This window comes from Rhodospirillum centenum SW (assembly GCF_000016185.1).
Lineage (GTDB): Bacteria > Pseudomonadota > Alphaproteobacteria > Azospirillales > Azospirillaceae > Rhodocista > Rhodocista centena.
This window is the reverse complement of the sequence record NC_011420.2, coordinates 1,751,421-1,773,847: the sequence shown is the minus strand read 5'-3', so window position 1 is coordinate 1,773,847 and position 22,427 is coordinate 1,751,421. Positions and strand designations below refer to the sequence as shown.

23 protein-coding genes are annotated in these 22,427 nt (G+C 71.4%); 7 read left to right on the top strand and 16 right to left on the bottom strand.

All coding sequences use genetic code 11. From position 1 onward, the window contains the following. Positions 1 to 35 precede the first annotated feature (35 nt). From RC1_RS08260 to RC1_RS08210, 11 genes are all read right to left on the bottom strand, one after another. Positions 36 to 905, bottom strand: coding sequence for an oxidoreductase (locus RC1_RS08260; RefSeq protein WP_012566906.1), 870 nt, complete (start codon positions 903 to 905; stop codon positions 36 to 38). 49 nt (positions 906 to 954) lie between these two features. Further along, positions 955 to 1,497 carry a hypothetical protein gene (locus RC1_RS08255; RefSeq protein WP_012566905.1) on the bottom strand — a complete coding sequence of 181 codons (543 nt, stop codon included), beginning with the start codon at positions 1,495 to 1,497 and terminating at the stop codon, positions 955 to 957. After that, positions 1,494 to 3,533, bottom strand: coding sequence for a protein kinase family protein (locus RC1_RS08250; protein ID WP_012566904.1), 2,040 nt, complete (start codon positions 3,531 to 3,533; stop codon positions 1,494 to 1,496). The genes RC1_RS08255 and RC1_RS08250 overlap by 4 nt, the downstream gene beginning before the upstream one ends. A 180-nt stretch (positions 3,534 to 3,713) precedes the next feature. Next, complete coding sequence (locus RC1_RS08245; protein ID WP_012566903.1) at positions 3,714 to 5,006, bottom strand: adenylosuccinate synthase; 1,293 nt, start codon at positions 5,004 to 5,006, stop codon at positions 3,714 to 3,716. Positions 5,007 to 5,081: 75 nt separating this feature from the next. Further along, positions 5,082 to 6,242 (bottom strand): ATP phosphoribosyltransferase regulatory subunit, encoded by a 1,161-nt coding sequence (locus tag RC1_RS08240; protein ID WP_012566902.1) that lies wholly within the window; start codon positions 6,240 to 6,242, stop codon positions 5,082 to 5,084. A 263-nt stretch (positions 6,243 to 6,505) separates the two neighbouring features. Further along, the gene (locus tag RC1_RS08235; RefSeq protein ID WP_012566901.1) at positions 6,506 to 7,924 is read right to left on the bottom strand and encodes a homospermidine synthase; all 1,419 of its coding nucleotides are present in this window, start codon (positions 7,922 to 7,924) and stop codon (positions 6,506 to 6,508) included. Between the two features lie 147 nt (positions 7,925 to 8,071). Then, a complete protein-coding gene (locus tag RC1_RS08230; RefSeq protein WP_012566900.1) occupies positions 8,072 to 9,319 on the bottom strand; it encodes a type III PLP-dependent enzyme in 1,248 nt (415 codons plus the stop codon). Between the two features lie 453 nt (positions 9,320 to 9,772). After that, complete coding sequence (locus tag RC1_RS08225) at positions 9,773 to 10,786, bottom strand: MraY family glycosyltransferase (protein WP_234703850.1); 1,014 nt, start codon at positions 10,784 to 10,786, stop codon at positions 9,773 to 9,775. Positions 10,787 to 10,861: 75 nt separating this feature from the next. Then, on the bottom strand, positions 10,862 to 11,257 hold the full coding sequence (locus RC1_RS08220) for a DUF4112 domain-containing protein (protein ID WP_012566898.1): 396 nt from the start codon (positions 11,255 to 11,257) through the stop codon (positions 10,862 to 10,864). Positions 11,258 to 11,276: 19 nt separating this feature from the next. Further along, a complete protein-coding gene (locus tag RC1_RS20735) occupies positions 11,277 to 11,438 on the bottom strand; it encodes a YqaE/Pmp3 family membrane protein (protein ID WP_012566897.1) in 162 nt (53 codons plus the stop codon). Positions 11,439 to 11,531: 93 nt separating this feature from the next. Further along, a complete protein-coding gene (locus tag RC1_RS08210) occupies positions 11,532 to 11,996 on the bottom strand; it encodes a hypothetical protein (protein WP_012566896.1) in 465 nt (154 codons plus the stop codon). A gap of 224 nt (positions 11,997 to 12,220) precedes the next feature. Between RC1_RS08210 and RC1_RS08205 the strand changes: the two genes are divergently transcribed. After that, a complete protein-coding gene (locus RC1_RS08205) occupies positions 12,221 to 13,216 on the top strand; it encodes a GNAT family N-acetyltransferase (protein WP_012566895.1) in 996 nt (331 codons plus the stop codon). Between the two features lie 10 nt (positions 13,217 to 13,226). Here the strand turns inward: RC1_RS08205 and RC1_RS22490 are convergent, their stop codons facing one another. Then, a complete protein-coding gene (locus RC1_RS22490; protein ID WP_012566894.1) occupies positions 13,227 to 13,361 on the bottom strand; it encodes a hypothetical protein in 135 nt (44 codons plus the stop codon). Between the two features lie 125 nt (positions 13,362 to 13,486). Here RC1_RS22490 and arfB point away from each other — a divergent pair, with 125 nt between their 5' ends. Genes arfB through RC1_RS08185 form a run of 4 tightly spaced genes read left to right on the top strand, consistent with a single transcriptional unit; the run spans position 13,487 to position 15,810 of the window. After that, a complete protein-coding gene (arfB, locus tag RC1_RS08200) occupies positions 13,487 to 13,906 on the top strand; it encodes an alternative ribosome rescue aminoacyl-tRNA hydrolase ArfB (protein WP_012566893.1) in 420 nt (139 codons plus the stop codon). A 56-nt stretch (positions 13,907 to 13,962) separates the two neighbouring features. Next, entirely contained in the window at positions 13,963 to 14,250 is a 288-nt protein-coding gene (locus RC1_RS08195; RefSeq protein ID WP_012566892.1) for a BrnT family toxin, read from the top strand. Next, positions 14,225 to 14,581 (top strand): helix-turn-helix domain-containing protein, encoded by a 357-nt coding sequence (locus tag RC1_RS08190; RefSeq protein WP_041785233.1) that lies wholly within the window; start codon positions 14,225 to 14,227, stop codon positions 14,579 to 14,581. The genes RC1_RS08195 and RC1_RS08190 overlap by 26 nt, the downstream gene beginning before the upstream one ends. A gap of 14 nt (positions 14,582 to 14,595) precedes the next feature. Then, a complete protein-coding gene (locus RC1_RS08185) occupies positions 14,596 to 15,810 on the top strand; it encodes a BaiN/RdsA family NAD(P)/FAD-dependent oxidoreductase (RefSeq protein WP_012566890.1) in 1,215 nt (404 codons plus the stop codon). Positions 15,811 to 15,856: 46 nt separating this feature from the next. Here the strand turns inward: RC1_RS08185 and RC1_RS08180 are convergent, their stop codons facing one another. After that, on the bottom strand, positions 15,857 to 16,750 hold the full coding sequence (locus tag RC1_RS08180; protein WP_012566889.1) for a sterol desaturase family protein: 894 nt from the start codon (positions 16,748 to 16,750) through the stop codon (positions 15,857 to 15,859). 98 nt (positions 16,751 to 16,848) lie between these two features. On the opposite strand from RC1_RS08180, the gene RC1_RS08175 reads away from it, so the two are divergent. After that, entirely contained in the window at positions 16,849 to 17,841 is a 993-nt protein-coding gene (locus RC1_RS08175) for a patatin-like phospholipase family protein (protein ID WP_012566888.1), read from the top strand. A 40-nt stretch (positions 17,842 to 17,881) separates the two neighbouring features. On the opposite strand, the gene RC1_RS08170 is transcribed toward RC1_RS08175, so the two are convergent. From RC1_RS08170 to RC1_RS08160, 3 genes are all read right to left on the bottom strand, one after another. Further along, positions 17,882 to 18,832: an SAM-dependent methyltransferase gene (locus RC1_RS08170; protein WP_012566887.1), complete on the bottom strand. Its 951-nt coding sequence runs from the start codon at positions 18,830 to 18,832 to the stop codon at positions 17,882 to 17,884. A gap of 61 nt (positions 18,833 to 18,893) precedes the next feature. Further along, complete coding sequence (locus tag RC1_RS08165; RefSeq protein WP_012566886.1) at positions 18,894 to 19,538, bottom strand: LuxR C-terminal-related transcriptional regulator; 645 nt, start codon at positions 19,536 to 19,538, stop codon at positions 18,894 to 18,896. A 258-nt stretch (positions 19,539 to 19,796) separates the two neighbouring features. Further along, positions 19,797 to 21,482, bottom strand: a complete 1,686-nt coding sequence (locus RC1_RS08160; protein WP_012566885.1) for an alpha-glucosidase — start codon at positions 21,480 to 21,482, stop codon at positions 19,797 to 19,799. Positions 21,483 to 21,701: 219 nt separating this feature from the next. Here RC1_RS08160 and RC1_RS08155 point away from each other — a divergent pair, with 219 nt between their 5' ends. Then, positions 21,702 to 22,427, top strand: a complete 726-nt coding sequence (locus tag RC1_RS08155) for a vWA domain-containing protein (RefSeq protein WP_012566884.1) — start codon at positions 21,702 to 21,704, stop codon at positions 22,425 to 22,427.

Below are 22,427 nucleotides of genomic sequence, written 5' to 3'. Positions count from 1 at the left end.
CCCGGCCCGCTGGCAGTCAGCCCGTACCGGGCCGGTCAGCCCGGGCCGATCCGGACCGTTCCGGCATCCGGGAACGCGGTTGCCTCGCCGCGTTCCCGCCAGGCCGCCAGGTCCGCGGTGCGGGCCGCAACGGTACGCTCCCACAGCTCGTAGGCATCGCTTCCCAGCATCAGGCGCAGCGGCGGGACGTCGCTGTCCACCGCTGCGATCATCACCTCGGCGGCGCGGGCCGGGTCGCCTGCCTGCCGGCCTGCCTGACCGTAGAGGAACGTCTCGACGGGGCCGATCACCGGCCGGTAGGCGTCGATGCGGTGGGCCGGCCGCAGGTTGGCATCGCCCGCGAAGTCGGTGCGGAAGGCGCCCGGCTCGACGATGGTGACGCGGATGCCCAAGGGGGCGACCTCGTCGCGCAGCGCCTCGCTCCAGGCTTCCAGGGCGAACTTGGAGGCGCAGTAGACGCCGAAGCCGCCCATGGAGACCAGCCCGCCGATGCTGGTCAGGTTCAGGATGTGGCCCGACCGCTGCGCCCGCAGGACGGGGAGCACGGCCCGGGTCAGTTCGGCCGCGGCGAAGAAGTTCAGCTCCATCTGCCCGCGCAACTGGTCGGGGGAGAACTCCTCGACGGCGCCCAGCGAGCCGCGGCCCGCGATGTTGGCCAGCACGTCGATCCGGCCGAAGCGGATCAGCGTGGCCTCCACGGCCCGTTCCCGGGCGATCGCGTCCGTGATGTCCAGCGGCAGCGCCAGGGCGCGGCCCTCGTGCGCCGAGGCCAGCGGCTCCAGCAGCCCGGCCCGGCGCGCCGTCAGCACCGCGCGCTCCCCACGGGCCAGCACCGCCTGCGCCAGGGCGTGGCCGAAGCCCGACGACGCCCCCGTGATGAACCAGACCCGATCAGCGTGCGCCATCGTTCTCCTCCGTCGCGGGCGTGGCGGTCGCGGTCGGGCGTCCGCCGGTTCAGGTGCCCCGGGCCGGGGCGGGCAGCAGGCCGCGGACGCGCTCTGCCTCGGCCGGCAGGTCGGCGGGCTCGGTCTCCGGCGTGCGGCCGGCGACCTCGGGACCCCACTCCTCGACCAGCAGGCGCCGCTGTTCCTCCATCTCGCGGATGCGGGTTCCGTCGCGCATGACGACGGCACCGGCGACCAGCGGCGGGATGCCGAAATAGAGCAGCCAGCCGATCGCCGCCCCGCCATACATGACCAGCCAGGTATAGGGGTCGGCCAGCATCCGCATGGTCAGCTCGATCGTGTGCCCGTCCTGCCAGAGCCGGATGGCGAAGGGCATGACGCCGCAGAGATTCATCGCCCCCACGGTCAGCGGCGCCGACTTCTCCGGATCGCGGTCCACGACATAGGCGACCAGGGTGGGGACCAGGGCGGCCAGCATCAGGATCGTCGTCGGCATGACGACCAGCCCGAAGGGCAGGATCAGGGCCAGCAGCAGCAGCAGCCCGCCGCCGCCGCGCCGTTCGCCGCCGTACCGGTCGGTGTCGCGCCTCATGGGGTCCCCGCCATCAGCAGGACGATCACGATCAGCATCGCCATGGCGATGACGCTGGAGGCCACGGCGGCGATCTGTCGGCCGGTACCTTCGGCGATGACGCCGCGGTTGTCGATGCCGCGCTTGAGCTTGTCGATCTGGCGGGTCAGGCTCTCATGCTTCTGCATCGCCTGCATGAAGCCGCGCTCGTCGGCCTTCAGGGTCTGCGGATCGTCCAGCAGCTTCAGCAAGGCCTCCAGCGAGCCGTCGCGGGCCAGCCGCTGCGCCTCCTGCTTGATCCGGTCCCGGGTCCGGCGGTTCTTGAACCGCTTCAGCGCCGGGTCCAGCAGCGACACCAGCCACTGGCACAGGTTCGGCAGGCTGGCCGGTCCGTAGCGGGACTGCACGTCGGCCAGGATGCTCAGGGTGGCGATCAGCCGCCGGGTGTTGTCCCCCACCGCCGCCAGCGGGTTCAGCAGCCGGTCGTTCAGGCGCTTGTGGTGGGTGGCGATGAAGGCGGCGACGTGCCGGTCCATCGGGTCGCGGCCGTGCACCGGGCTGGCCGCCGCCGTGTCCAGCGCCAGCAGCAGGTCGGACAGCGTCAGCGCGTGCTGGTCGGCGATCTGCGGGCTCAGGCAGTGCAGCGCCGGGTTCATCTCGTAGAGCACGCGCTCCAGCCCGAAGCCGGGGCCGGTCTGTTCCAGCAGGGTCCGCATGTAGTCGAAGGACTGCACCATCGGCACATGCTCGGGCCGGAAATCCACCTGGCTGCTGACCCAGAACATGGGAAGCTGCGCCAGCAGGATCTCGGCGATGGCCTGCTGCCCGCCGCCGCCGGTGGCGACGGCCTCCGCGAGCGCCGTGCCGATGCCGTCGGGCATGACGATGCGGCCCTTGTACCGGATGGGGGCGGCGGGATCGAGCGCGATGCAGGTCCGGGCCACGACCCGGTCCTCCAGGCTGGCCGGACGGCTGCCGGCTCCGGCGGATTCGATGGCTGCCTGCACCGCCTCGGCCCGCGCGTCGTCGGACAGGCTGCGCCGCAGCCACTTGTCCAGATCGCCGCGCTCGATGATCTGGGCCGCCACCGCCGGCTGTGCCGCCAGGGCACGGGCCAGCGGCCGGCAATGGTAGATCTCCTGCCCGTTCAGTTCGAACGGGCGGCCGGCGCGCTTGATCGTGCTGGCCTGCTTCGGCGTCAGCCGCCGGCCCTGGAGCCAGAGGTCCAGGTCCTGCACCGTCCAGCGCTGGCGCGGATCGTCGATGGTCAGGCCGCGCAGGGGCTCGATCAGCGTCTGCGGCAGGCGGACGCCGCTGGCCAGCGTGATGTAGGTGCCGCGGTCGATCTTCGACTGGAGCAGCGATTCATCATCCAGCGCGCGGACCGGGTTGCGACCGACCGCCAGGATCAGCAGCGTGACGCCCAGGGCGTAGAGATCATCCCCGATGGTGCCGGGGCCGCGTCCCGCGGGCTGGGCCATGGCCCGTTCCGCCGGCTCGAACAGCAGCGGCTGGGCATAGCCGGGCGGCACGCTGACGCAGTCGCCCAGCAGGATTCCGCCGGCCGCGGGATCGCGGAAGAACAGGTTGGTCGGCCGGAGGGCACCGCAGGTCATGCCGCGGCTGCCCAGATCCTTCAGGCAGGACAGCATCGCCGGCATGATCTGCCGCACGATCACGTCCTCGCCCATCGGGTCGCGCACGTCCGACAGGGTGTCCATCAGCCGGCGCCCGGCCGGCCGCTCGAACACGATGGCGAAGCGGCGGCGCGACTCCAGCGGCCAGGTCACCGTGCCCCAGTCCACCACCCGCAGGATGTGGGGATGCTCCAGGCCGCGCAGGGTGGCCAGCATCTCGATCCGCGCCGGCACCGGCGTCTCGACGATGGTGGCGAACAGCTCCGTCCTGCGTTCGCGCTTGCTGCGCGCGACGAAGGACGGTCCGGCCGGGGAGTCGAGGTCGGGCAGCCGCGACCCGGGCAGGATCTCGCAGCGCCCGCCGAGATCGACGGGCTCGTAGGCGAGATCGGGAACGGCTTTCTGTGCGGCGGTCGCCATCGTCCGGCCGGTGGTTGGGGCGGCGGGTCTGTCTAATAGAGTATTTCGGTAATTATCACAGACACTTTACGGTTTCTCAACCGCACCCGCCGCAGAATTCTAACCCTTCTTTAATACCGCGCCCCGTTCTTCGCCGACCCGGCCCGCGTGCGCCGCCCGCGTGCGCCGCCCGTGAGCGCGTCAGTCCTCGAACGGATCGCGCATCAGGATCGTGTCGTCGCGCTCCGGGCTGGTGGACAGCAGGGTGACCGGCGCCTCCACCAGCTCCTCGATGCGGCGGACATACTTCACCGCCGTCGCCGGCAGGTCGGCCCAGGACCGCGCGCCGCGGGTGCTCTCGCTCCAGCCCTGGAAGGTCTCGTAGACCGGCTCCACGGCCGCCTGTGCGGTCTGTCCGGCCGGCAGGTGGTGGATGATCTCCCCCTGATAGCGGTAGCCGGTGCAGACCTTCAGCTCGGAGAAGCCGTCCAGCACGTCCAGCTTGGTGAGCGCGATGCCGGTGATGCCGCCGGTCTTGATCGCCTGACGCACCATGACGGCGTCGAACCAGCCGCAGCGGCGCTTGCGCCCGGTGACGGTGCCGAACTCGCGGCCGCGCAGGCCGAGCTGCTCGCCGGTGGCGTCCGTCAGCTCGGTCGGGAACGGGCCGGAGCCGACGCGGGTGGTGTAGGCCTTGGTGATGCCCAGCACATAGCCGACCACCCCCGGCCCCATGCCGCTGCCGGCGGCGGCGTTGCCGGCCACGGTGTTGGAGCTGGTGACGAACGGATAGGTGCCGTGGTCCACGTCCAGCATGGCGCCCTGGGCGCCCTCGAACAGGATGCGCTTGCGCGCCCGCTTCGCCTCGTCCAGGCGCTGCCAGACGACCGCGGCGTAGGGCAGGATGCGCGGCGCCACCTCCGCGATCTGGGCCATCAGCTCGGCCTTGTCGATCTCTGCCGCCCCCAGCCCGCGCAGCAGCGCGTTGTGGTGGAACAGCAGATGGTCAACCTTGTCCTCCAGCACCCGGTCGTCGGCCAGATCGCACAGGCGGATGGCGCGGCGGGCCACCTTGTCCTCGTAGGCCGGGCCGATGCCGCGGCCGGTGGTGCCGATCTTCGAGGCGCCGCGCGCCTCCTCCCGCGCCCGGTCCACCGCCCCGTGCAGGGGCAGGATCAGGGCGCAGTTCTCCGCCACCAGCAGGGTCTCCGGCGTCACCGTCACGCCCTTGGCGCGGATCGTGTCGATCTCCCGCAGCAGAGCCCAGGGATCGACGACGACGCCGTTGCCGATCACCGACAGCTTGCCCGGACGCACCACGCCCGAGGGCAGCAGAGACAGCTTGTACTCGACATCGCCGATCACCAGCGTGTGGCCGGCATTGTGGCCGCCCTGGAAGCGGACCACGACATCGGCCCGCGAGGACAGCCAGTCGACGATCTTGCCCTTGCCCTCATCGCCCCACTGGGACCCGACGACCGCCACGTTGGCCATGCTGAAACTCCTCGACCGCTCTTGGTCGGACCGGGCGGTGCCGCGGGTCCGACGGATTGAACCATGGGGAACCGCCTACGGGCGGTCCTGGATTTCCTGAATCCGGCCGCCGGCCCAGAGATGGCCGCAGCCCTGCCGGCGCGCCTCGGCGGACAGGTCGGCGCCGGGCTCCAGCACCGCCACCGTCTGCCAGCCCTCGTCGCGCAGCCGTGCCCCTTCGGCATAGGGCGTGCCGTGCGGCAGCAGGATGCGGCGCGGCGGCGGCGGGCCGGGAATGGCGCGCAGCACCGTGTCCGTGTAGAGCGTGAAGCCGGTGGCCGGCTCCCCGTCGCCGCCGCTGCGGTAGCGGCCGCCGCGGCCCAGCTCGCCGGTGACGCCGCGGGCGAAGATGGTGAAGCTCAGCCCCGTCTGGTACTCGAAGCCGCGCTGCTCAACCGGGTCGATGGTCAGGTTCAGGTGCGGCGCCGCCGCCGTCAGCAGCTTGACCACCTCGGTCAGGCGCCAGCGGTCGGGCTCGGCCACGGTGGGCAGGTCCACGGCGGAGAGGGCGGCCACGGCCGCGGCCGCCGGGCCGCCGGCTGCCATGATCCGCACCAGCAGGTCCCCCGCCGGCCCGCCGATGGCGGCCACGGCCGCCGTGTCGCGCCGGTCCAGGGCGTCGCGCACGCAGCGCGTCTCGGCCTCCGACAGATTCAGGGCGCGGCAGACGGTGGGCACCAGGGTCGGCACCGTCAGGTCGATGGTGACGCCGTCGGCGCCCACGGCCGCCAGGGCGGAGGCGGCCAGCAGCACCACCTCGGCGTCGGCCTCCACCTGCATGCCGCCGATCAGCTCGACGCCGACCTGTCCGAACTGCCGTTCGGGGCGGAGCTGGGTGCCCTTCACCCGCAGCACCTGCCCGGCATAGGACAGGCGCAGGGGTCGCGGCGATTTCGGCATGCGGGTCGCGGCGATGCGCGCCACCTGCAACGTCATGTCCGAGCGCACGCCCATCATCTGCTGGCTGATCGGGTCCATCAGCCGGAAGGTCTGCTTCGCCAGGGCGCGGCCGGGGCCGGACAGCAGCCCCTCCTCGAACTCGATCAGCGGCGGCTTCACCCGCTCGTAGCCGTGGCGGGTGAATTCCTTCATCAGCCGGCCGACGACGCGGGCCTCGTGCTCGGCATCCGGCGGCAGCAGGTCACGCAGGCCCGCCGGCAGCAGGGCCATGGAAGGGGAGATGGGATCGTCGGTCATCGTCGGCTCGGCGCGGTCGGTCTGCGGCGCGGACGGAACGGGCGCGGGAGACGGTCCCAGCACCACGCACCGAGTGCCGTTTCGTAAACCCTCCCCGCCGGCCATGCAATGGAAAGGGTGGCGGCGGGGCAGCAGGGCAGGGATGCCCCGGTCGGTCCGTCCGTGGGGCGACCGGGGCCCGGGACGGCAGACAGGGAGAGGGGCGGGAGTCGCCCCCCGCCCCGGCCCTGCGCATCCCTGCGGCGAGGTGACGGGAGGCCCCGTCAGATCACGCGGATGTTCTTGAACTGCCAGGGGTCGCTGCTGTCCACGTCCTCCGGGAACAGCTTGTTGCGGCCCTCCAGCGGGGTCCAGTCGGTGTAGGCGCCGACCACCGGGCCCAGATAGGGCATGCAGATGTCCAGGCAGCGGCGGTAGTCCATCTCGTCGGGCTCCACCACGCCGCGGCCGGGATTCTCGATGGCCCAGACCATGCCGGACAGCACCGCCACGCAGACCTGGAGCGAGGTGGCGCTGTTGAAGGGGACGAGCTGCCGCGCCTCCTCGATGGAGAGCTGCGAGCCGTACCAGTAGGCCCCCTTCTCGTGGCCTGCCAGCAGCACGCCCAGCTCGTCCACGCCGTCGATGATCTCGTCCATGATCAGGCGCTGGGTCTCCTGCTGGACGTAGTTCTTGCCGGCGAACTCGTGGATCGACTTCACCGCGTCGTCGCAGGGATGATAGGCGTAGTGGACCGTCGGCCGGTAGACGACCTCGCCGCCCTCGCGCACCGTCAGGTAGTCGGGGATGGAGATGGCCTCGCTGTGGGTAATGAGGAAGCCGTGGAACGGCCCCTCCATCGGGGTCCAGGTCCGCACCCGCTGCGTCACGCCCGGCCGGTTCAGGAAGATGGCGGCACCGCTGCCGAAGTCGTGGCGGGAGCCGTCGGCCGGGAAGGTCTTCTCATGGCTGCCCCAGCCCAGCTCCGCCGGCTGCGAGCCCTCGGAGACGAAGCCGTCGATCGACCAGGTGTTGACGAACTCGCCGCGCCGCTTCGGCACGGACGAGATCTGGGTATCGCGCTCGGCGATGTGGATGACCTTGACGGCCAGGTCCTTCGCCAGCGCGGCCCAGCCTTCCCGCGTCGTCGGCGGGGTGATGTCGCGGCCGGTATCCTCGGCGATGTTCAGCAGCGCCTGCTTCACGAAATGGGAGACCAGACCCGGATTGGCGCCATGGGTGATGACGGCGGTCGGCGCGTCGGGATGGCGCTGGCGCACGGCCAGGGCGCTCTCGCGCAGCGCGTAGTTGGAGCGCAGCGAGGGCGACACGCTGGTATCCGTGTAGCCGCCGGGCCAGGGCTCGATGCAGGTGTCCAGGTACATCGCCCCCTTCTCCGCCGCCAGCTCGACCAGCGCGACGGAGGAGACGTCCACCGACAGGTTCAGCAGGAAGTCGCCGCGGCCCAGCAGCGGGTCCAGCACGGCGCGATGGTTCTCCCGGGTCAGCGGTTCCTTGATGAAGCGGATGCCGTAATGCTCAGCCTCCGCACGCCCCCGCTCATCGGCGGTCACGATCGTGATGCGCTCGGGTGCGATCTCGATGTGGCGCAGGATCAGGGGCAGGACGCCCTGACCGATGCTGCCGAAACCGACCATGACAAGTCGGCCGTCTAGCGCGCAGTGCTTTGCGTACTCTTCCATAATCGACTGCTCCGGGCTGGAACGCTCGAAGGCTCGGTGCCTCCAGAAGCTCGTTGGGTGAAGGGAAACTACTGACGTTTGACAACAGAAAGACGGCCGCGACGTCTTTCGACGGCGCGGTCCGCCAGACTTCACAGTGACGTAAGGTTACTTCGCTGGCAACCGTGCCGGGACCCCGTGTCCCGGGGTTTCCAGCAGCGGACCGTCCGCGACCTCGACAAGGCGGGCCTGGTCGAAGCCGTTGAACTCCGTGCGCAGGGTGGCGCCATAGGCGCCGAGCTGGCCGATCTCGATCCAGTCGCCCTCGCGCACGTCCGCCGGCAGCAGGAAGGGACCCTTCATGCGGTCGGCGCTGTCGCAGGTCGGCCCCCAGAAGCTGAACGGCATCAGGGGGGCGGTGTCCGTCCCCGCCGGCCGGACCAGCCGGCAGGGGAAGCGGAAGGCGGGGACGCCGGCGTCGGACAGGCTGCCGTAGACGCCGTCATTGACGAACAGCTCGTCGCCGCGGCGCTTCTCCACCTGGACGACGACGCTGGACCCGGCGGCCACCAGGGCGCGGCCGGGCTCGCACCAGACCCGGGTGCCGGCCGGCAGGCCCAGGCCGGCGATGCCGGCGCGGATGGCCTCCATGTAGGCGTCCAGCGGCGGCGGGGTCATGTCGGGATAGCTGACGGGGAAGCCGCCGCCCACATCCACCACGTCCACCGGAACACCGCTGGCGCGGATCACCCCGCCGGCCAGCCGCAGGGCGTCGCCGTAGGAGTCCGGCGTCAGGCACTGCGAGCCGACATGGAAGCAGACGCCGATGCGCGGGGAGAGGGCGCGGGCGCGGCGCAGCAGGCCGGCCGCCGCATCGGGGGCCGCGCCGAACTTGCCGGACAGGTCATAGGTGGCGTTGCCCTTGGGCAGCGCCAGCCGGACGATCAGCCCCAGGTCGCGGGCATCGCCCGTCTCCTCGCGCAGCTTCGCCAGCTCCTCCACGCTGTCCAGCGCGAAGTCGCGCACGCCCAGCTCCCGGTAGGCCACCCGGATGGCGGCCCGGTTCTTGACCGGGTGCATGTAGTGGATGACCGCCTCGGGGAACATGCTGCGCACGACCCGCACCTCCGCCGGGGAGGCGCAGTCGAAATGGCGCACGCCGCCCTTCCAGAGCGCGCGCAGCACGGCCGGGTCCGGGTTGCACTTCACGGCGTACAGCACATCGCCGCCGACCGCCTCGGTGAAGGCGGCGACGAAGCGCCGGGCCGTCGCCTTCAGCACGGCGGGGCGCAGGCAGTGCAGCGGCTCCGCCGGGCGCAGCGCGGCGACGGTGGCGTCCACGTCCGGCAGCTCGACCGGGCGGGCGAAGCTGCGGCGGACGGGGGAGACGGCGGAACGGTAGCGGATCTGACCCATGGAGCGACCCTCGATCCTCGCGCCGGGGCGAGGCCCTGTCCCGTCCGGCCCCACGGGCACGGTCGGGATACGGTGAAAGCTGGAGTCCGGAGGGCAGGGGCCTTCCGGAAGCGGCGATCAGAGTGGGGGAGCCGGTCTCGCGTCGTGATTGCCGGGCCGGGAGCGCGAACGCGGGGGCCGCAAGGCGTCAACAGACGAGATTCGATGACCCGGCGGGATCAGATACTCATGGCTCGGGCCTGCAAAGCGATCATTACTGCCTCCCTCTCGGGAACCGGCCCACGGTTGACCGGGTCTGCCAAAAAGGACGCCTAACGTCGTTGCATAACCACGAGGGAGCGGGGCGCGCCGGTGGGGAGGGGAACCTCCCGGGAGCAGGCCCCGCTCGGGCCAGGGGCACGTGCGGGTGCGTCGTGACGTTAAATTATGCAATCCGCCCCGGGACGCAAGGGCTTATCGCGGCAGGCCGCGTGAATTCTCCGCGACACGGGCATGCAGGGGACCGCGCGCCATCCAGGCCAGCAGGGCCAGCACGGCCACCGGGGCCGCCAGCGCTGCCCAGGGGCGGCTCAAGGTCGCGGCCGCCACGGCCAGCAGCACGGCGTCCGCCGCCAGGATCGCCAGGACCACCCGGTCGTGCCGGCACAGCCGGTCCACGGCGCGCTGGTAGAAATGCTCCCGGTGCGGCTGCCAGACGCGCTCGCCGCGCAGCAGCCGGCGCAGCAGGGTCACCGTCGCATCGGCCAGATAGTAGAGCGGCAGGATCGCGGCCGGCAGCCACAGCCCCTCGGCCGCCGCCGTCAGCAGCAGCCAGCCGGTCAGATAGCCCAGCGGCACGCTGCCCACATCGCCCAGGAAGACCCGCGCCGGCCGCCAGTTCCAGGCCAGGAACCCGGCCGCGGCCCCGGCCAGGGCCAGCCCGTAGGCGGCCTCCGGTCCCGGCTGCCCGGCCAGCAGCAGCAGCAGCGCCACGCCCGCGCCCAGGAACAGCGTCTGGCTGCCGGTGATGCCGTCGATCCCGTCCATGAAGTTGTAGAGGTTGACGAACCAGAGCCAGCCCAGCGCCGCCAGAAGCCGGTCCGCCGGCAGCGGCAGCAGGCCCTGGAACAGCAGCGCGTCGCCGGGCAGCGCCAGCAACCCCGCGGTCACGGCCAGGGCCTGCGCCGCCAGCCGGGGCAGGGGCGGCACCGGGCGCATGTCGTCGGCCCAGGAGACCAGGGCCAGCAGCGCGCTCGCGGCCAGCACCGGCCCGGTTCCGGCCAGCGCCCCGGCCTGCCAGCCCAGCAGGACCCAGGCGGTCCAGATCACGGGCAGCACGCCCCAGCCGCCGCCCCGCGGCGTCGGCAGGGTGTGGCTGGAGCGGTGGTTGGGCCGGTCCAGCACCTGCCGTCGGCGCAGCTCCGCCGTGACCCGCCCGGTCAGGAAGCGGGCCGCGAGCCAGGGCAGCAGGAGAGCGGCAGGGTACAACCAGGCGGACGTCTGCATGCCGCCGATGTAGCGCAGCGACCGGCCGCGCGCCAGCGGGTTCCGCCGCCCGGCCGGCTACGGTCCGATCCGCTGCCGCTCGGCCGCCAGATCCTCGAACGTGTCCAGATGGCGGTTCAGCAGCGCCATGTTCTTCCGGTTGGCCTTGAAGGCCACGTCGAACACCGTGCCGACCACCGGGATGGAGCCCACGGCCCAGTCCACCCCGACATTCCAGACCATGCGCGCCAGGGTCGATCCCGGTACGCCCATCCGCCGCGCCTGCCAGACGATGTAGGCGGAGACGACGCCCGTCAGCGAATCGCCCACGACGGGCACGATGCTGGCGACGCCGTCCAGGCCGAAGCGGATGCCCGTGCCCGGGATGGTCCAGCGCGAATCGAGCAGGTGGGACAGGTCGCGCAGGTGTGCGATGGCCGCAGGATCGACGCGGTGCGGACGGTGGTGGGCCATGGCGGTTCGGGCAGGCCGGTCAGCGGACGGAGACGATCACCCAGATCGCATGGATGATGCCGGGAATATAGCCCAGGATCGTGAGCAGGATGTTGATCCAGACATGCAGCCCGATGCCGACCTGGAGGAAGACCCCCAGCGGTGGCAGCAGGATGGCAAGCACGATGCGCAGGACGTCCATGTCTCCCCTCTGTCTTTGTTTCCGGTGACGCGGCCTGATGCCTTTAACCCTTCCGGCAGCCGTTCGTTCCGGGTGCCCGCCGTTCTCCGGCCGTCACCGTTCCGGCGGCGGAGACGGTTTGCGCGGCGGTGTCCGGCTCAGTGAGCGCTCCAGCGTCGCCCCGCCCCGGCCCAGCCGCGGCGGCGGATAGCCGGTGCCGGGCAGCGGCTCCGGCCGCAGGGTGGAGTCCAGTTGCCTGTCCGTGGGGGCCAGGGGCGGCGGTGGCCGCACCGCCTGGTCCTGGCGGTACAGGCTGCGGCGCAGTTCGTCCGTCTCCCGCCGCTCGATCGGGTCCAGCCGGCCCAGCGCATCCAGCCGCTCCCGCTCGCGCAGGTCCGGGCCGACCTGGTTGCGGTAGCTCCGTGCCCGCTCCTGCTCCAGAACGGACGGCGCCGCCGGCCGCCGGCCGGTGCTGGTGCCCGGCGGGTCCAGCAGCGGGTTCTGCGCCGCGGCCGGCAGGGCAGCGGTCAGGGCCATCAGGGCCGCCAGGACGGCGATGAGGGAAGGGGCGGGCTTCATTCCCCTCAGATGGCGCGCGGTCCGGGCCTGGGCAACGGCACGCCGGCGGATACCGCCTACAGGTTTATCCGCCGGAGAAAAATACTTGCAATGAGAGCGCTCTCATTACTATAATTGCCTAATCGAATACTTGTACTCACTTTGCGCGCCGGGGCTCCCCTGGCGCCGCCGCGGCCGTGCGCCCGGACGTTCCCAGCCCGGAATCCTTGCGACAGGAGGTCCCCATGCCGTCCTCACCCACCCCCATGCCCGCGCCGCGTACCGCGCGTGGCCCTGGCATCCGCAGTCTTCCGGCCGCGCTGCTGGCCGGTGCCTGCCTGCTTCTGCCGGACCCGGTGCGGGCGGCGCTGACCTGCACGGCCGTGCAGCAGTCCGTCGATGGCGACTTCAATTTCCAGAACCAGGGGGTGCTGAAGGACAAGAACGGTAAGACGTATAAGGTGTTCAGCACGGCCATCGACGCCAGCATCCAGTCGAACTGTTCGGGTGACTGGACGAACCCCACGGATAACTGGCTCTATGGGGAGGATAATTTCCTCTACAAGAACAATCCGCTCAAATATACCTACAAGGGCGCGCAGCAGGCCGCCGCGGTCCGGACGCAGACGCAGCCCAGGCGCTACCAGTGCGCCGACAACGGGAACACGGTCGGCTACTACGCCTATTCCCGCAGCGGCAGCACGGTGGAACTGGATTTCCTCTGTACCGTCCCGGCCTACCAGGGCCAGGGCTACGGGCTGGCGATGATCAACGATGCGATCGGGAAGAACGTCGATCCGAACAGCGAGACGCCGAACTTCACCTTGAGCATCCTCGCGCACAAGGCGGCGATCAGCTTCTACAACGGCCTGACTCTGAGCTGTTCGCAGGAGATGATGGAGGACGTGCAGGCCAACATCTACACGCGCCTGATCGCCGTGACCAAGGGGGTCGGCACCGCGCCCCCGACCTATACGACGATCGACCGCAAGGCCCGCTGCGTCGATCTCGTCCAGACCTCAACCACGCCGGAGTTCAAGGGCCGGATCGACTATGCGGCGTCCTGCACCGGCCTCACCGACTATCAGACCGCGGCTGAGGGGGCGCAGGAACTTTCCGAAATCTTCGGTGAACCGGTCTTCTCCAACGCCAGCCCCTGTCCGGGGGAGCCCGATCTCTACGGCTTCGGGGATGTGGCGACGGCGGTCAAGGCCGCAGTGACGGAGTATGGCGGGCAGTGACGGTCCGCCCTCAGGCCAGCCGCAGCAGGGCCGACACGGCGCCGTAGAGCATCAGCGCCAGTGTCGCCAGGTAGAAGATCTTCACCCCGCGGTCCAGCCTGTCCTCCCGCGGCCGGCGGTTCCGGCCCTGTCCGTTCTCCGTCATGTCGGTTCTCCCTGTCCCGCGGCGTGCCGGGACCGCGGCTTGGCGGCCGCGGTCCCGGCCCTGTATAGGTAACGCGCCAACGCCCGGCCGGGCGCCGGTGCCGCGTCGCCCAGGGAAGCGCCCCGATGCTCCAGATCACCCCCTTCATCGCCCTTGACGAGGCCGAGCTGCAGGAGAGCTTCCTGCGCGCCGGCGGTCCCGGCGGCCAGAACGTCAACAAGGTGGAGACGGCGGTGCAGCTCCGCTTCGACGTGGCCGCCTCGCCCTCGCTGCCGGACTGGGTGAAGGCGAAGCTGCGCACGCTCGCGGGCCGGCGCATGACGGACGAGGGCGTGCTCATCATCACGGCGCAGAAGTACCGCAGCCAGGAGCGCAACCGCGAGGATGCCCGCGCCCGGCTGGTGGAACTGATCGCCAAGGCGACCGAGCGCCAGCCCATCCGCCGCCCGACCCGTCCCACCCGCTCCAGCCAGAGGGAGCGGATGCAGAAGAAGTCCGTCCGCGGCCAGGTCAAGAAGCTGCGCGGCCGGGTCGATCCCGACTGACGGGCGCCGGGCCAACCCTCCTTGCAGGAAGTACCGGTATCCGGTAGTATCGGGCGATGCAGTACGTCTGGGATCGGCAGAAGGCTGAAGCGAACCGGCGAAAGCACGGTGTCTGCTTCGGGGATGCGATCCCGGCCCTGGAAGACCCTGACCGCCTGGAGCGGATCGACGATCGCTTCGCCTATGGCGAGGAGCGGGTCCAGACGATCGGGGCTGCGGCAGGCGGCATCCTTTTCGTTGTCACCACGGTGAACGAGGAAGAGACCTGCCGCATCCTGTCGGCCCGCCGGGCGACCCGCGATGAGAAGGAGCGATACCGTGCCGGCGACCCGGACTCCTGGTGACCGTCCCCCCGCGGGGCGGACCGATTGGGACCGGCTTTCCACCCTCTCCGAGGAGGAGGTGGTGGCGGCGGCCCGCTCCGATCCGGACGCCCGGCCCTTGACCGCCGGGCAACTGGCGGAGATGCGTCGTGTCTCGCGGGTCAAGGTGATCCGCCAGCGCCTCGGCATGACGCAGGCGGAATTCGCCCAGGCTTTCCGACTGCCGATCACCACCCTGCGCGACTGGGAGCAGCACCGCAGCCGCCCCGATGCGCCGGCCCGCGCCCTCCTGCTCGCCATCGAGCGCGATCCCGAAACCCTCCGCCGGCTCCTCGCCTCCGCGGCCGAATAGGGCCTTCTTCTCCCGTGACCCATTCCGACGTCCTCATCATCGGGGCCGGCGCCGCCGGGCTCTATGCCGCCATCTTCGCCGGCCGCCGTGGCCGGCGGGTGCTGGTGCTCGACCATGCCGACGCGGCGGGGAAGAAGATCCTCATCTCCGGCGGCGGGCGCTGCAACTTCACGAACCTGGAGGCGGAGCCGCGCCGCTTCCTCTCCGCCAACCCGCACTTCGCCATCTCGGCGCTGAAGCGGCACACGCCGCACGACTTCCTGGCGCTGGTGGAACGGCACGGCATCCCCTGGCACGAGAAGAAGCTGGGCCAGCTCTTCTGCGACCGCTCGGCCGCGGATATCGTGACCATGCTGCTGGCCGAGGCGGCGGACGCGGACGTGACGATCCGGCTGGGCTGCCGGGTGGATGCGGTGTCCCGGCCGGACGGCAGCGACGGCGCAAGCAGCCGCGGCTTTCTGGTGGAGACGGGGCAGGGGCGCTTCACGGCGGACAGCCTGGTGCTCGCCACCGGCGGCCTCTCCATCCCGAAGATGGGGGCGACCGACTTCGCCCACCGCGTCGCCCGCCAGTTCGGACTGCCGCTGGTGGCGCCGCGGCCGGGGCTGGTGCCCTTCACCTTCGCACCCGACGATCTGGCCCGGACGCAGGATCTGTCCGGCATCGCGCTGGACGGCGCCGTCTCCTGCAACGGTGCGCGCTTCCGCGAGGCGCTGCTGCTGACCCACCGCGGCCTCTCCGGTCCCTCCATCCTCCAGGTCTCCAGCTACTGGCGGGAGGGCGATCCGGTGGTGATCGACCTGTCGCCGGACCGCGACCTGCTGGCCCATCTGAAGGATCTGAAGCGCGGCCGCCCCCGGGCCGAGCTGAAGACCGTGCTGGCGGAGCTGCTGCCCCGCCGCTTCGCCGAACGGCTGCTGGAGGCGGAGCTGCCCGCCCAGGGCGTCACGGGGCGCCCGATGGCGCAGATGCCCGACCGCGAGCTGGCGGCCCTGGCCGGCTTCCTGCATGCCTGGACGGTGCGGCCGGCGGGGACGGAGGGCTACCGCACGGCGGAGGTGACGGTGGGCGGGATCGACACGGCGGCGCTCTCCTCCCGCACCCTGGAGGCGAAGGCGGTTCCCGGCCTCTTCGCCATCGGGGAGGCGGTGGACGTCACCGGCTGGCTGGGCGGCTACAATTTCCAGTGGGCCTGGAGCAGCGGCCACGCCTGCGGCATGGCGGCGTAGGCGGGGCGGGGGCGGGGCGTAGGCGTGGCGGCGTAAAGGGGGGCGGTCAGTCCGCCCCGTCGCGCGCGGCTTCCGTCCGGCCCGCCCCTGTCCGGCCTGCCCACGCCCGGAACGGATAGGCGAGCTGGCCCAGGAACCCCGCCGGCACCGGGTCGTCGCAACCGATCCCGGCCGGCGGCCGGCGGTCGGGCAGGTAGCGGGTGCCGAACACCACGTCCCAGAGGATCAGGTTCTCGCCATAGTTCCGGTTGCCCTCCGCCGGGTCGCGGCTGTGGTGCCAGCGGTGCAGCTCCGGCGTGCTGAACACCCAGTTCAGCGGGCCGCAGCGCATGTCCACATTGCAGTGGGTCATGAAGCCGACATAGGTGGTGATCGCCAGCACCCAGAGGATCACGTCCTTCGGCGCGCCCACGGCCAGCGCCAGCACCAGGGCGAAGGAGGTCTTCCAGAGGGAGTCCAGGAAGTGGAAGCGCCCGGTGTTGACGACCCAGAGCCGGGTAACGCTGTGGTGGACGGCATGCCAGCGCCACGCCGCCGGCCACTCATGCGCCAGCCGGTGCGCCCAGTAGAGCCCGAACTCCGCCACCAGCAGGCCCAGCGCCACCTGCGCCGCCAGCGGCCAGCCGCCCGGCCAGAAGCCGCCGGCCTCGACCGGCCCGGCCTCCGCCACCCCGGCCAGCGCGGCCGACGCGGCGATGGCCTGACCGATCCCCTTGTTCAGGGCGGTGTGGCCGATGTCGTTGAAGATCTGCCCGTCCGACCGGGCCCAGCCGCGCTCGAAGGGCATCAGCCGCTCCAGCACCAGCAGCACCGCGGCCAGCCCGAAATAGGTCAGGTTGAAGGCCAGGACGGGCCGGCCCGCGGCCCAGCCGATGCCGTAGCCGACGATGCAGGCTGTCAGCAGCACCGGCCACAGCAGCGCAGCGAGAAGATGGCGCATGGAACATCCCTTCGCTTAAATCGCGTTAGGTTATCGCCCGTGCCCCCACCTTCGCGCAAGCGCCGGGGGGCTGACCGTCCGGAGAATAGGCGTCGATCATGAACAAGCTGCGCATCGGTCTCGCCCTCGGCAGCGGGGCTGCCCGAGGGTGGGCCCATATCGGCATTCTGCGTGCGCTGGAGGAGCAGGGGCTGCGGCCCGACCTGATCTGCGGCACCTCCGTCGGCGCGCTGGTCGGGGGGGCCTGGCTGACCGACCAGCTCGACGACCTGCAGCAATGGGCCGAGGGCATGGGGATGATCGAGCTGCTGAAGCTGATCGACATCACCTTCTCCCGCGGCGGCCTGGTGGCCGTGGAGAAGGCGTTCGAACGCTTCCGCAACGAGAAGACCGACATCGCCATCGAGACGCTGCCGATCCCCTTCGCCACCGTGGCGACGGACATCGCCACCGGCCGCGAGATCTGGCTGCGCGAGGGTCACCTGCTGGACGTGGTGCGCGCGTCGGCCGCCATGCCCGGCCTGTTCCCGGCGGTGGAGCATGACGGACAGTGGCTGGTGGACGGGGCGCTGGTCAACCCGGTGCCCGTCTCCGTCTGCCGCGCCATGGGGGCCGATGTGGTGATCGCCGTGAACCTGAACGGCGACCTCTCCACCCTGCCGCGGCTGGCGGCGGCCACGGCCGCCGCTGCCATCCCCGGCGCCGCAACGGCCGAGGCGGTGCCGCCCGACACGGCCCCGCCGCTGGTCAGTACCGGCATGCCGCGGCTGGGGGAGGGGCCGTTCGCCCAGATGCTGGGCCGCGTCACCGCCACGGTGGGGGAGCGGACCCGCAGCCTCGCCCAGCAGGTCCTGGGGGAGAAGCAGCCGATGCCGAACGTGCTGGAGATCCTGGCCGGCTCCATCGACATCATGCAGGACCGAATCACGCGCTCCCGGCTCGCGGGCGAGCCGCCGGACGTGCTGATCCAGCCGCGGCTGGGCCATATCGGCATCCTGGACTTCGACCGGGCGGAGGAACTGATCGCCATCGGCCATGCCGCGGCGGTGGCGATGCGGCCGGCCATCGACTTCGCCGTGCGGCGGGGCTGACGCCCCGACACCCGCCCGTCGCTGCGCCCCGGCCCGCCTCTCAGCCGGCCGGGTCCAGCAGCATCCAGGTCAGTTCGTGCTTGTTGTGCGACAGGTGCAGCAGCCGCGATCCCGGGATCGCGGCGAAGCTGCGGGCCGTGGCGTGGTCCGTTTCGCCCTGGAACTTCAGGGTGCAGACGAAGTTGCGCACCAGCCCCGTCTCCCGCCAGCCCTCCACCAGCCGCAGCAGGCGCGTGGGGTAGCAGATCACGTCGCTGCACAGCCAGTCCACCGGCCCCACCTCCGCCGGCTTCAGGCCGAAGGCGCTCTCCTGCCGGACCTCGACGCCGGGCAGTCCGGCGATGGCCGGGTCCAGCGGCGCCTTGTCCACCGCCAGCACCCGCGCGCCCAGGGAGTGCAGCACCCAGGTCCAGCCGCCGGGGCTCGCCCCCAGATCCAGGCAGACGCTGCCCGGACCCGGATGCCGGCCGGCCAGGGTGAAGGCTTCCCACAGCTTCAGATAGGCACGGTTGGGCGGGGCCGTCCGGTTCTCCTCGAACACCACCTCGCCGTTGCGGAACGGGCTGGAGCAGCGGGCGGCTGCCAGGATCGTCGTCTCGTCCAGCAGGGTCCAGGAGCCCAGCGGCGCCGTCGGCGCCGGGTCGGGGAAGGCCAGCGGCCGGGCCGAGACGTGCGGCAGGTTCTCCTGGATGAGCTGCGTGCGCCGGTGGTGCGCCGCGGCATAGGGGGCCCAGTTGCGCTGGATCGCGCGCAGCGCCTTCGCCCCCTGCTTGATCGAGGCGATCGGGATGCGGACCGGGTCATACCAGATGTTCTGCGCCCAGGCGGCGGGGCGCGGCGGTCCTTCGGCCAGCACCAGCCGGCCATGGACGGACTGCACGGGCCCCAGTTCCTCCAGCAGCGGGTCGAGGTGGTCCTCGGCCGCGAGATAGGCGGTAAGCCCGGTCGGTTCACCGACCGGGACGGCAGCAGACGGGTCCGGATGGGTCACGGGGCACGCGCGGGCGGGTCGGAGAATGGGCGGAGAGCGGGGAGGGGATGCGGGCGAAGGATCAGGGCTGCATGTCGGCCGAGGCGATGACCGCCTGGGTGCGGTTGCGCACGCCCAGCGACCGCATCACGGCGGTGACGTGGATCTTCACCGTCCCCTCCGACAGGCCCAGCTCATAGGCGATCTGCTTGTTCGACTTGCCCTCGCGCAGGCAGCGCAGCACGTCGCGCTGGCGCTGCGTCAGGGCCGGCATCCCCGGGCCGGAGGCATGGCCACCGCCCTGCGCGGCGGACCCGCTGGACTGTCCCTCGCCCTGGATCGCCGCCGGGGGCACGTAGATGCCGCCGGAGAAGACCAGGTTGAGCGCGCTCAGCATGATCTTCACGCTGGAGGATTTCGGGATGTAGCCCGAAGCGCCGGCATCCAGCGCCGCGCGCACGTCCGACTGGCTTTCCGAGGCGGAGACGATGACCACCGGGGTGCCGGCCTGGATCTCGCAGATCTGCTGGATGCCCGGGAAGCCCGGCCAGGACGGCATCTGGAGATCCATCAGGATCAGGTCGAAGTCCTGATCGCCCTGGCACAGCTCCATCACCTCGTCGAACGTGCCCGCCTCGAAGAAATTCGCATCTGCATCGAGCTGGGTCAGCAGGCGGCACAGGCCCTCGCGGAATAGAAGATGGTCGTCGCCAATCAGAATGTTCATGTCAAATCCTGCTGAGCGTGCTTCCGGCCGCGCGCCGAGGGCAGTCCGGGACTGCATCCCTGATTGAATCCGCCGATCCGTCGTCGGCGGTGGACGCGAGTTCCCGATGGCGACAACGGCCTACTAGTACAAAAGTTCACCCCACCTGTCATCAGGCTTCGGCGCTGTCCTTCCGACCCTCCGCTTCTCGTTCTAGACCGAAACGGGCACGGTGCGGGCAACCATTTCGTAGCGACGCCCCTAGCCGTCCGGGCTAGGCTAACCCTCCAATACCGCGATCGAAAAGCCATGACCGGGCAGGGCCAGATGGCGGGCATCGCCGGCGACCGCGCCGGGGGCTCCGGCCTGTGCGACGATCACAAGGGCGGCGTCGCCGGCCGGCTCCCACACGGCGGGGTCGCGGCCCAGGTTGAACAGGCAGAGCAGGGGGGGCGCGCCCGCCATCTCCCGCACGAAGGCCAGGATCGGCTCCGGCGTGTCCAGGAAGCGGATCGTGCCACCCGTCAGGGCCCGCTGCCCCTTGCGCCAGCGCAGGAATGCGCGGGTGAAGGCCAGCACGCTGTCCGGATCGCCCTCCTGGGCGGCGACGGACAGCGGCAGGTGCGCGGGCGGGACCGGCAGCCAGGGCTCCACGTCCGGGGCCGTGAAGCCGGCCGACGGCGCCTGTGTCGTCCAGGGCATCGGGGTCCGGCAGCCGTCGCGGCCCTTGAACTCCGGCCAGAAGGTGCGGCCATAGGGGTCCTGGAGCCGGTCGTAGGGCACATCCGCCTCCGGCAGCCCCAGCTCCTCCCCCTGGAACAGGAAGACCGTGCCGCGCAGGCAGCCCAGCAGCGCCACGAGCTGGCGGGCGAAGGCGGCGTCGCGCTCCGGCCCGCCCCAGCGGGTCACCGGGCGCATGACGTCGTGGTTGCCGAAGGCCCAGGCCGGCCAGCCGCCGCCCGGCTGCCTCTCGAACGCCTCCAGATGGCCGCGCAGGCTGCCGGCGTCGAACGGGCAGCTCAGCAGCGAGAAGCCATAGGCCGTGTGCAGCCTGTCCGCGCCCGCGACATAGCGGGCGCAGGTGCCGACGCTGTCGTCGTCCGATACCTCGGCCACGGTGAAGGTGCCGGGAAATTCGTCCATCAGGCGGCGCAGCCGGCGCAGCACCTCCAGCGTCTCCGGCTGGGTCTTGTCGTAGAGGTGGGCCTGCATGCCATAGGGGTTGCGCTCCGGCACGCCGTCGGTGGCGCGGGCCGTGCGGGGCGGGTTGTCCCGCAGCAGCCGGTCGTGGGTGTAGAAGTTCGCCACGTCCAGGCGGAAGCCGTCCACGCCGCGCTCCAGCCAGAAGCGGCATTCGCCCATCACCGCCTCCACCACCTCCGGATTGTGCAGGTTCAGGTCGGGCTGGCTGGTCAGGAAATTGTGCAGGTAGTACTGGGCCCGGCGCGGGTCCCAGGTCCAGGCCGACCCGCCGAAGACGGACAGCCAGTTGTTCGGCGGCGTGCCGTCCGGCTTCGGGTCGGCCCAGACATACCAGTCGGCCTTCGGACTGGTCCGGTCCCGCCGGCTCTCCGCGAACCAGGCGTGGCGGTCGGAGCTGTGGCTCAGCACCATGTCGATGACGACCTTCAGCCCCCGGTCGTGCGCGGCGGCCAGCAGGCGGTCGAAATCCTCCAGCGTGCCGAACATCGGATCGACCGCCCGGTAGTCGGCCACGTCGTAGCCGAAATCGTCCATGGGCGACGTGAAGAAGGGGCAGATCCAGATGCCGTCCACGCCCAGCGAGGCGACATGGTCCAGCCGGCGGGTGATTCCCTCCAGGTCGCCGATGCCGTCGCCGTTGGTGTCCAGGAAGCTGCGCGGATAGATCTGGTACAGCACCGCCCCGCGCCACCACTCCGCCTGCGCGCTTCCCGGCCGCCCGGTTTCCGTCCGCCCGGTTGCCGCCTTGCCGCTGCCGTCCATCGGTCCGCTCCGCTTTCCAGGGTCTGTTGCCCGGGCCGGCCGTCCGCCGCCCGCAGGGTGCGTAACGCCGACTGTCCTAGCAGAGTGCCGCGGCCCGCGCATCCGCTGCCCGCACCGGCGCGCCCGCGCCTTCTCCTGCCGCCGCGCAGGCCGGCCTTCTGGACCCCCGGCATCCGTGGCACCATCTGTCAGGGAACGAGGAACCAGCACGGGGGACCCATGGCGGACCGCACGCTGCCGACCGGGACGGAGGATGCCGGGACAGAGACCCGCCGACAGGTGGACGCCTTCCTGCGCAAGGTGGCGACGCTCTCGCCGCGCCCGGCGCCGGGCCGGCGGGGCCGGCTGGTCTTCGCCCTGGACGCCACCGCCAGCCGGCAGCCGACCTGGGACCGCGCCATGCAAATCCAGGCGGAGATGTTCGGGGCCGCCGCCGGGCTGGGCGGGCTGGCGGTGCAGCTCGTCTTCTACCGCGGTTTCGGGGAGTGCAAGGCCGGCCCCTGGCTGACCGGGGCGCCGGAGATGCTGCGGCGGATGACCGCCGTCACCTGCCAGGGCGGCCAGACCCAGATCGGCAAGGTCCTGGCCCATGCCCTCCGGCAGACCCGGGCGGAGAAGGTGGCGGCCCTGGTCTTCGTCGGCGATGCCTGCGAGGAGGACCCCGACAGGCTCTGCCATCAGGCGGGGGAGCTGGGACTGCTCGGGGTGCCGGTCTTCATGTTCCAGGAGGGCGGGGACGCCGCCGCCCGCACCGTCTTCCAGCAGATCGCCCGGCTTTCGGGCGGCGCCTGGTGCCCGTTCGATGCGGGCAGCGCGCAGCAGCTCAAGGACCTGCTCCAGGCGGTGGCGGTGTTCGCCGCGGGCGGCCGCCCGGCACTCCGCGACTGGAGCCGCGGCCGCTCGGAGACCGTGCTGCGGCTGACGCACCAGCTCGGCAAGGATTGA